At 65.9% G+C, this 8083-nt stretch carries 11 protein-coding genes and 1 tRNA gene; 3 read left to right on the top strand and 9 right to left on the bottom strand.

Annotated elements, in window-relative coordinates:
* Window positions 1-209 precede the first annotated feature (209 nt).
* Window positions 210-2963: a DNA gyrase subunit A gene (gyrA, locus tag BYZ73_RS03985; protein WP_112314970.1), complete on the bottom strand. Its 2754-nt coding sequence runs from the start codon at window positions 2961-2963 to the stop codon at window positions 210-212.
* A gap of 195 nt (window positions 2964-3158) precedes the next feature.
* Here gyrA and BYZ73_RS03990 point away from each other — a divergent pair, with 195 nt between their 5' ends.
* A complete protein-coding gene (locus BYZ73_RS03990) occupies window positions 3159-3428 on the top strand; it encodes an usg protein (protein WP_075785874.1) in 270 nt (89 codons plus the stop codon).
* A gap of 17 nt (window positions 3429-3445) precedes the next feature.
* Here BYZ73_RS03990 and BYZ73_RS03995 read toward each other — a convergent pair whose 3' ends face one another.
* Together BYZ73_RS03995 and BYZ73_RS04000 are read right to left on the bottom strand one after the other, a co-directional pair.
* Window positions 3446-3919 (bottom strand): disulfide bond formation protein B, encoded by a 474-nt coding sequence (locus BYZ73_RS03995; RefSeq protein ID WP_112314971.1) that lies wholly within the window; start codon window positions 3917-3919, stop codon window positions 3446-3448.
* A complete protein-coding gene (locus tag BYZ73_RS04000) occupies window positions 3919-4497 on the bottom strand; it encodes a YqaA family protein (protein WP_112314972.1) in 579 nt (192 codons plus the stop codon). The genes BYZ73_RS03995 and BYZ73_RS04000 overlap by 1 nt, the downstream gene beginning before the upstream one ends.
* 312 nt (window positions 4498-4809) lie before the next feature.
* Here BYZ73_RS04000 and BYZ73_RS04005 point away from each other — a divergent pair.
* Together BYZ73_RS04005 and BYZ73_RS04010 are read left to right on the top strand one after the other, a co-directional pair.
* A tRNA-Leu gene (locus BYZ73_RS04005) sits at window positions 4810-4893 on the top strand.
* Window positions 4894-5258: 365 nt separating this feature from the next.
* On the top strand, window positions 5259-6002 hold the full coding sequence (locus tag BYZ73_RS04010; protein WP_245943040.1) for a tyrosine-type recombinase/integrase: 744 nt from the start codon (window positions 5259-5261) through the stop codon (window positions 6000-6002).
* On the opposite strand, the gene BYZ73_RS04015 is transcribed toward BYZ73_RS04010, so the two are convergent.
* The 6 genes from BYZ73_RS04015 to BYZ73_RS04035 are packed head-to-tail and all read right to left on the bottom strand — an operon-like array spanning window position 5999 to window position 8001.
* Window positions 5999-6226, bottom strand: coding sequence for a helix-turn-helix domain-containing protein (locus BYZ73_RS04015; protein ID WP_112314989.1), 228 nt, complete (start codon window positions 6224-6226; stop codon window positions 5999-6001). The genes BYZ73_RS04010 and BYZ73_RS04015 overlap by 4 nt on opposite strands.
* Complete coding sequence (locus tag BYZ73_RS22645) at window positions 6219-6395, bottom strand: hypothetical protein (protein ID WP_181497951.1); 177 nt, start codon at window positions 6393-6395, stop codon at window positions 6219-6221. Before BYZ73_RS22645 ends, BYZ73_RS04015 begins: the two co-directional genes overlap by 8 nt.
* Complete coding sequence (locus BYZ73_RS23695) at window positions 6395-6733, bottom strand: hypothetical protein (protein ID WP_245943041.1); 339 nt, start codon at window positions 6731-6733, stop codon at window positions 6395-6397. Before BYZ73_RS23695 ends, BYZ73_RS22645 begins: the two co-directional genes overlap by 1 nt.
* Entirely contained in the window at window positions 6733-7434 is a 702-nt protein-coding gene (locus tag BYZ73_RS04025; RefSeq protein WP_425451059.1) for a hypothetical protein, read from the bottom strand. Before BYZ73_RS04025 ends, BYZ73_RS23695 begins: the two co-directional genes overlap by 1 nt.
* Window positions 7435-7462: 28 nt before the next feature.
* A complete protein-coding gene (locus BYZ73_RS04030) occupies window positions 7463-7720 on the bottom strand; it encodes a hypothetical protein (RefSeq protein WP_112314974.1) in 258 nt (85 codons plus the stop codon).
* 20 nt (window positions 7721-7740) lie between these two features.
* Window positions 7741-8001: a hypothetical protein gene (locus BYZ73_RS04035; RefSeq protein WP_112314975.1), complete on the bottom strand. Its 261-nt coding sequence runs from the start codon at window positions 7999-8001 to the stop codon at window positions 7741-7743.
* Window positions 8002-8083: the final 82 nt, after the last annotated feature.

The raw sequence follows: 8083 nt of genomic DNA on the forward strand, positions 1-8083 counted from the left end.
TTGGGGGAAACCCCCATGAGATTTTGATGCCCAAACATCGCGGCGAGGCCCCTCATTCCTCGTTCGAGATACGGCGTCTTTCCGAAATGACGTCAAAGTCTGACCGGTGCACGCCTCAATTGCGGCAGCACCAAGGAAGATGTTTCGGATTTTTGCCGTCTTGTCGGGACCCCGGTCCGCGCGGGGTCCCTGACCGAGGGGGGCGAGCCTCAGGTGGCCGGGTCTTCCTGGGCGTCCTCGCCCTGATCGGCGATCCGCGCGACCGAGACGACCTCTTCGCCAGCGCCCGCATCGAGCACCCGCACGCCGCCGGCCGAGCGGGACCGGAAGCTGATCTGATCCACGGGCACCCGGATCGATTGCCCGCGCGAGGTGGCCAGCATCACCTGATCGTCCATCTCGACCGGGAAGGAGGCCACAAGCGGGCCGCCGCGCAGCGCCTTGTCGATGGCCTGCACCCCCTGGCCGCCACGGCCCCGCACCGGATAGTCGTGACTGGAACTGATCTTGCCCTGGCCGCGCGCGGTGATCGTCAGGATCACGTCCTCGGCCGCCGACATCTCGGCATAGCGCGCGGGCGAAAGCTGGCCGGCCTCGACCGCCTCTTCGTCCTCGTCGGCCTCGCCGGTCTCGTCGGTGACGCCCGCCATCAGGCGGCGCTGTTTCAGATAGGCCACGCGTTCGGCCGGATCGGCCTCGAAATGGCGGATGACCGACATCGAGACGACGCTGTCATTCTCGCCCAGCCGGATGCCGCGCACGCCGGTGGAATCGCGGCCCGAGAAGACCCGAACATCGGTGGCGGCAAAGCGGATCGCGCGACCCATGGCAGTGACCAGCATGACGTCGTCATCGGCGTCGCAGATCGAGACATTCACGAGGCTGACCGCCTCGGGCAGCTTCATCGCGATCTTGCCGTTGCGCTTGATATTGGTGAAGTCCGACAGACGGTTGCGCCGCACGTCGCCCGCCGAGGTGGCGAACACGACCTGCAGGTTTTCCCACTCGTCCTCGGGTTCGTCGATCTTCATCAGCGCGGCGATCGAGATGCCGGTGGCAATGGGCAGGATATTGACGATGGCCTTACCCTTGGCGGTGCGCCCCGCCTGGGGCAGGCGCCAGCATTTCAGCTCGTAGACCATGCCGTCGGTGGTGAAGAACAGAAGCTGGGTATGGGTGTTGGCGACAAACAGCGTGGTGACCACGTCGTCTTCCTTGGTCGCCATCGAGGCGAGCCCCTTGCCGCCGCGGTTCTGGCTGCGGAATTCGGCCAGAGGCGTGCGCTTGATATAGCCGGACTGGGTGACGGTCACCACCATGTCCTCGCGCTCGATCAGGTCCTCGTCTTCCATGTCGCCGGACCAGTCGGCGATCTCGGTGCGGCGCGGCACCGCGAACTGGTCGCGCACCTCGCGCAGCTCGGTCGCGATGATCGCCATGATCCGCTCGCGCGAGCGCAGGATGTCGAGATAGTCCTTGATCTTCGCAGCCAGCTCTTCCAGCTCGTCGGTGACTTCCTTGACCCCGATCTGGGTCAGGCGCTGCAGGCGCAGATCGAGGATCGCGCGGGCCTGTACCTCGGAAAGGTTATAGGTGCCGTCCTCGTTCATCGTATGGGTCGGATCGTCGATCAGCTTGATGTAATCGGCGATGTCCTGTGCGGGCCAGCGCCGCTCCATCAGTTTGACGCGGGCCTCGGCCGCATCGGCCGAGGCGCGGATCGTCGCCACCACCTCGTCGACATTCGACACGGCGACCGCCAGACCGCACAGGATATGGCTGCGCTCGCGCGCCTTTCTCAGCTCGAAGGCGGTGCGCCGGGCCACGACCTCTTCGCGGAAGGCGATGAAATGGGTCAGGAAGCCCCGCAGCGTCAGGGTCTCGGGCCGGCCGCCGTTCAGCGCCAGCATGTTGCAGCCGAAGGACGTCTGCATCGGCGTAAAGCGGAACAGCTGGTTCAGCACCACATCGGGGGTCGCGTCGCGCTTCAGCTCGATCACCACACGGACGCCGACCCGGTCGGATTCGTCCTGCACATGGGCGATGCCCTCGATCCGCTTGTCGCGGGCGGCCTCGGCGATCTTCTCGATCATCGTCGACTTGTTCACCTGATAGGGGATCTCGTCGATGACGATGGCGTGGCGGTCCTTGCGGATCTCTTCGACCCGGGTCCTGGCCCGCACGATGACCGAGCCGCGCCCTTCCAGATAGGCCTTGCGCGCGCCCGAGCGGCCCAGAATCAGCCCGCCGGTCGGAAAGTCGGGGGCGGGGATGTAATGCATCAGCTGTTCGCTGGTCAGGTCCGGGTCCTCGATCAGCGCCAGGGTGGCATCGACGACCTCGCCCAGATTGTGCGGCGGAATGTTGGTGGCCATGCCGACGGCGATGCCGCCCGCGCCATTGACCAGCATGTTCGGGAACCGGGCCGGCAGAACCGTCGGCTCCTTGTCCTTGCCGTCATAGTTGTCCTGGAAGTCGACCGTATCTTTCTCGATATCGGTCAGCAGCGCCTGCGCCGCCTTGGCCATCCGGACCTCGGTATACCGCATGGCCGCCGCGCTGTCGCCGTCCATCGACCCGAAGTTGCCCTGGCCGTCCAGCAGAGGCAGCGACATCGAGAAGGGCTGCGCCATCCGCACCAGGGCGTCATAGATCGCCGCGTCGCCATGGGGGTGGTATTTCCCCATCGTGTCGCCCACCGGCCGCGCCGACTTGCGGTAGGGCTTGTCATGGGTGTTGCCGGTCTCGTGCATCGCGAAGAGGATTCTGCGGTGCACAGGTTTTAGGCCATCGCGCAGATCCGGGATCGCCCGGCTCACGATCACGCTCATCGCGTAATCGAGATAGGATTTCTGCATCTCCTTCTCGATGGCGATGACCGGCCCGTCATACGAGGGTCGCGCGGGTCCTTTTCCAGAACCGTTTTCGTCTTCGTTTTCGGGGGTTTCCGGCGTGTCGTTCAACTTGGGACCCGGCCTTTCGGCGCCATTCTAGATATTGTTGAGCGAACTTTATCAGAACCTTCATATGGGGTGCAACCGCAGACCGGCCCGCGATCTGGCAGCCCCCGGGAAAGAGTGCCAACATCCTGTTTTCATTGAAAATCAATCGGGCTTTGGCATGCTTTCTAGACATCCACGCGACAGGAGAGACCAGACGTGCAGCAGTCCGAGACCGAGTTGATGCTCAGGGGCTACGGCCTCACCACCGCCGAGCTCTATTACCGCATGCCCGATTTCAGAAGCGTTCTCAACAGCTTCATATGGCAGGACTACGATCTTGCCCCGGATCACCCCCGGCTCTTCAAGTTCATCGAGTTCTGGCAGGACTCGATCGAGGGGCCGCTGCATTCGGTCCGCTTCACCCATCGCAAGCTGATCGCGCCCGGCGAATGGCGCAATGTCGTGGGTGAATTCCGCGTGAACTGAGCCCCCGGTCGCGGGCCTCAGCGGCGGCCGCGGGTCAGCGCCATCGCCCAGATCACGACGAGCCCGGCCGACAGCAGCACGTTGTAATTGGCCATGGTCAGGCCGAACAGCTGCCAGGCGATGCGGTCGCACAGCACGATCGGCTCGACGAGGCTCGGGTTCAGCATCTGCTCGGGCGTCATCTGCGACAGGCTCGGACCGTCGCCGGTGCAGGAGGACGGCCCCGCCCACCAGTGCCGTTCGACCCCCGAATGATAGATCGCAAGCGCGCTCGAGGCGGCCATCACGGTCAGCCCGCTCAGGGTCAGGATGAATCCGCCCACGGCCACCGCCAGCAGGCCCAGCACCGCCGCGACCGCGTGCGGCCAGCGCTGCCAGATGCACAGCTTGCAAGGCGCGAGATCGCCCAGATACTGGAACCCGAAGGCCGCCAGCAGGATGGCCGCGGACCCCGCCGCGGCCAGAAGGATCAGCCGGTTGCGTGCAGTCATCACAGGAACCTCAAAGCGTAGAAGCCGCCAATCAGCAGCAGGACGAACAGCGTGAAGAGAAGCCCCAGATACTTCTCGATGAAGCGGCGCACCGGGGCGCCGAATTTCCACAGAAGCGCCGCCACCAGGAAGAAGCGGATGCCCCGGGCGATGACGCTGGCTGCCATGAAGACCCACAGGTTGAGCCCGGTCGAGCCCGACAGGATGGTGATGACCTTGTAGGGGAAGGGCGTCACCCCGGCGATCAGCACCGCCCAGGCGCCATAGTCGTTATAGCGCGCGCCGAATTCGTCGAAATAGGCCTGCTTGCCGTAGAATTCGAGCACCGGGCGACCGATCTGTTCGAAGAAGGCCCAGCCGATGCCGTAGCCCGCAAGCCCGCCCAGCACCGACCCCGCGAGCGCGACCGCGGCGATGGCAAAGGCGCGGGACGGCCGTGCCAGGATCATCGGCACCATCAGCACATCGGGCGGGATCGGGAAGATCGAGCTTTCGACGAAGGCGACGATGAAAAGCGCCCACATGGCATTCCGGCTGTCGGCCAGCGACAGTGTCCAGTCGTAAAGGCGTCGGATCATGCGGCCCCCCGGCAACGTCTGCCGCCTAGAAGCCATGCGGGGGCGCCTGCGTCAAGCAGGGCCGCGGACGGTGACGGACGATTGACCGGCCGCGGCGGTCGGGGTAGAGGAACGCGAAGGGCCAATGGGCGGGCCGAGAGGCGCCTCCGCGCGTCGCGAAGGTTGCGGCCGAAACGCGAATCGTTCCCAAGGCCTTGTGCCTGGCGATCCGCTCGCTGGCCCGGAAGGACCGCGCCTTCCCGGACCGGGCCCGGCGGGAGGGCGGAACGATCAGGGCCCCGGCCTCCGCAGCTACCGGCGGGGGTGCGCGATGCGGGTGTGGCGGAATGGTAGACGCGAGGGTCTCAAACACCCTTTCCGCAAGGAGTGTCGGTTCGAGTCCGACCACCCGCACCAAATACGCCCGCCGCTGAATCTGGCCTGCGCGAAATCGCGTGAAATCAAAGACTTTTGATATATTTGAGGGGCATGCGGTTGCATCTGGCGCGCATGGTTGGGCATTGTATTCCCCATAATTCGCGCACGGTGGGGAAATGGCCAGCATCACACGGCATGGGAACGGCTGGCGCGCGCAGGTCGCGCGTCGCGGCGAACGGCGGTCCAGAGTATTTGCTACCAAGCGCGAGGCCCAGGACTGGGCAGCGCGGCAGGAGCACCTGATCATGAATGCCAGCGTGATCGCGGCCGATCAAGTTTTCGGGGCGCTTCTGGATCGCTATGCCCAGGAGGTCAGCCCGACCAAGCGGGGCGAAAGGTGGGAGGTGGTCAGGCTGAAGCGCCTCCGGCGCGACGACCTGGCCAAGGTCCGCCTGAGCGCGCTCACCCCCCAGCACATCGCGGACTGGCGCGACCGCCGGTTGCTCGACGTGGCGCCGGTGTCGGTCAACCGCGAATTGTCATTGCTGAGCGCAGTGTGCGAGATCGCGCGCCGTGAATGGGGGCTGCTGCAATCGAACCCGGTGCGGGACGTCCGCCGCCCTCCGGACCCTCAACCGCGCAACCGCCTGCCAACGGATGATGAGATGAAGCGCTTGGCCTTCGTCGCCGGGCCTGATCTGACCCGGTCGGGCGCGCGCGCCTTTCATGCCTTTCGATTCGGCTGCGAGACGGCAATGCGCGCGGGCGAGATCTGCGGTCTGACCTGGGAAAGGATCGACCTGAAGACCCGGGTTGCCCATTTGCCAATGACCAAGAACGGCCATTCCCGCGACGTTCCGCTGACCCGCGCGGCGGTGGATCTTCTGCAAGAGCTGCCGCGAATGGAGCCGGTGTTTGGCATGACAGCCGGTCGGCTTGATGCGAACTGGCGCAAGCTGCGGGCTGCGGCGGCTGTCGAGGATCTGCATTTCCACGACAGCCGGGCCGCTGCTCTGACCAAGCTGTCAAGAAAGGTGGATGTGATGACGCTGGCCAAAATCAGCGGTCACCGCGACCTGTCGATCCTGCTGAATGTCTACTATCGCGAGAACGCCGCCAGCATCGCCCAGCGGCTGGACGCGGTCTAGCCCAACCGCACCATGCGCGCGCGGCCCGATCCGCGGGCCTCGATTTCCCCGGCCGCGATCTTGCGGCGGATGGTAGAGGCTGTGCAGCCCAGACGGGATGCGGCCTCATGCACGGTCAGCCATTTTGGCGGCGGCGCGATCTTGGCCTCGATCCTGTCCAGGCGCGCCAGCACCTCGGCCAGCGCGGCTGCGTCGACTGCGATCAGTTGCTGAGCGTTACGCATTGGCGCCTTCATCCCACGTCTTGCCGCCGAGCATGCGGCCTGCTGCTCTCTTTCCGGTGCGACGAACGCCTTTAGCCGGGCCGTTCTGGCATCCGGCCGTGGTGTTGCTGGATCCGGTGACCGGGTTCCGGGTTGCATCCGTCCACTCGATACGGGTTTGGTCAGGCATCAGTCCTCTCCCCAATAGTCCATGTCGCCTTCGGCGCATGCTTCCGGCCCATCGGCGCGGTAATGAGCGTCGGCCCAGTAGGAAGGCGCGACCATCCGGGCGTAGGCTTCGACCGGCTCGCCGTCATCGAAGTGGGTGAAATCGCACTGCGACAAACAATGGCTGACGAAGCGTTCGACGAATGCCTCTTTGGCAATCTCAGCCGTCTTCCCGCCTTCCAGCTTGTCGACGCGGGCCTGCAGCTCGGCGAGCTCGGCGGTCAGCCCCGCGAGCTCGTCGCAATTGTGCCGGGCGAGGCTCTCGATCTCCTCGATCCGGTCGGGCGTGGTCTCAGGCATCAGGCGGCCTCCTGTCTTGCGTCGCCGCCCCATTGGCTGGCCGCAGCGGCGGCGAGGCCCTCGAAGGTGCGGCTGCGGATCTTCCAGCGGTCGGGACCGGGCGGGGCCCGGTGGACCGCGCTCCAGCGCTTGTGCGTCTCGGTGCCGGGCGCGGGCGGGGTCAGGCGGTCGGTGGCGCTCAGCGGCGCGAGGCCACGCAGGTAAAGGCCGGTCGCCTTGAAGAAGGGCTCGCCGAACCACCAGGGCTGAACGATCTGGGGTTTCGGCAGATCCGCGGGCAGGCGGGCGCGGCCGTGCGGATGCATCACCGGGTTCTCGACCGCGACGCGGGGGATCGGCGCCTGCCAGCAGGCCGAGAAGAGCGCGGCGCCCTCGTCGAGCAGCCGCCACATGATGGCACGGCGGGCCTCTTCGGAAAGGTCGGGCCAAGCGGCCTTTTCGTCCGGATGCGCCTCGGCCGGGGCGTTGGTCGGTGGCACATGCAGCCAGCGGACGCCCGAATTGCAGAGCCGGGTGCAGGGCGGGTGCATCACCGCGAGCAGGTCCCAGCCCAGATCCAGCACCTCGCGGATATCGCAGATCATGTGCCGGTTGGTGGCATCCTCGGCGGGCAGCAGGTCGCAGGACCAGACATCGTGCCCGCGCGCGGCGAAGGCCCGGCGCATCACGCCCGAGGTCTCGCAGCCGATCAGGATGCGCATCGGAGCCAGGTCCTGGGCAGGGTGGACATCAATGGGGTCGGTTGAGCTGGACATACCGTTCGCCTCGCTCAACTGCGTCCGCTGCTTCGACGATTTGCCGTGCCAATTCGCGGGAGGCGGCGGGAGACAGCAGGATGTAGCGGTCCTCGTCGTCGAGATCGTCGTAATTTTCCGGGCCGTTTTTCAGCCATCCGATGAGAACCGTTGGTTGGAGCTCATCGGTCTCAACCGACAAGATGTTGATCCCGGTGCAGTTATGCGACAGCGGGGGCTTTCTGAGGTCCATTCCGGGTCTCCGTTTTACGATTAAGCGAAGGGGCAGAGGTGTGCGGCCGCCTCCATCCAGTTTTGGGCGGCCTCGGTCTCGTCGCGGCCGGTGGCGGTCAGCCCGAAGAGCTGGATCTCGTAGAAGGCCACCCGCCCGGGCAGCGCCGGGATCTCGATCCCGTGGCGGCGGAGCGTGCCGCGGATAGCGGCGAGGCGGGTCTCGGGGGCCGCGCTCTGCCATTCGGCGACGAAGGTGGCCAGCGCATCGGGCGGCGGGGCGATGGCGAGGATCGTGTCCATCAGAGGCTGCCCTGGGCGATTTCGGCTAGCGTGATGCCGCCCCAGGCCGAGCCGACGAAGAGCGCGCCGATCAGGGCGCCCA

The sequence above is a fragment of the Rhodovulum viride genome, from assembly GCF_003265965.1.
GTDB classification, from domain to species: Bacteria; Pseudomonadota; Alphaproteobacteria; order Rhodobacterales; family Rhodobacteraceae; genus Rhodovulum; species Rhodovulum kholense.

Excerpts from the sequence above, each read along its gene's own strand:
- BYZ73_RS04035 (WP_112314975.1), bottom strand. The coding sequence starts at position 8,001 with ATGGACACGATCCTCGCCATCGCCCCGCCGCCCGATGCGCTGGCCACC.
- BYZ73_RS04015 (WP_112314989.1), bottom strand. The coding sequence starts at position 6,226 with ATGCGTAACGCTCAGCAACTGATCGCAGTCGACGCAGCCGCGCTGGCC.
- BYZ73_RS04000 (WP_112314972.1), bottom strand. The coding sequence starts at position 4,497 with ATGATCCGACGCCTTTACGACTGGACACTGTCGCTGGCCGACAGCCGG.
- BYZ73_RS04025 (WP_425451059.1), bottom strand. The coding sequence starts at position 7,434 with ATGCGCATCCTGATCGGCTGCGAGACCTCGGGCGTGATGCGCCGGGCC.
- BYZ73_RS03995 (WP_112314971.1), bottom strand. The coding sequence starts at position 3,919 with ATGACTGCACGCAACCGGCTGATCCTTCTGGCCGCGGCGGGGTCCGCG.
- BYZ73_RS22645 (WP_181497951.1), bottom strand. The coding sequence starts at position 6,395 with ATGCCTGACCAAACCCGTATCGAGTGGACGGATGCAACCCGGAACCCG.
- BYZ73_RS23695 (WP_245943041.1), bottom strand. The coding sequence starts at position 6,733 with ATGCCTGAGACCACGCCCGACCGGATCGAGGAGATCGAGAGCCTCGCC.
- BYZ73_RS04030 (WP_112314974.1), bottom strand. The coding sequence starts at position 7,720 with ATGGACCTCAGAAAGCCCCCGCTGTCGCATAACTGCACCGGGATCAAC.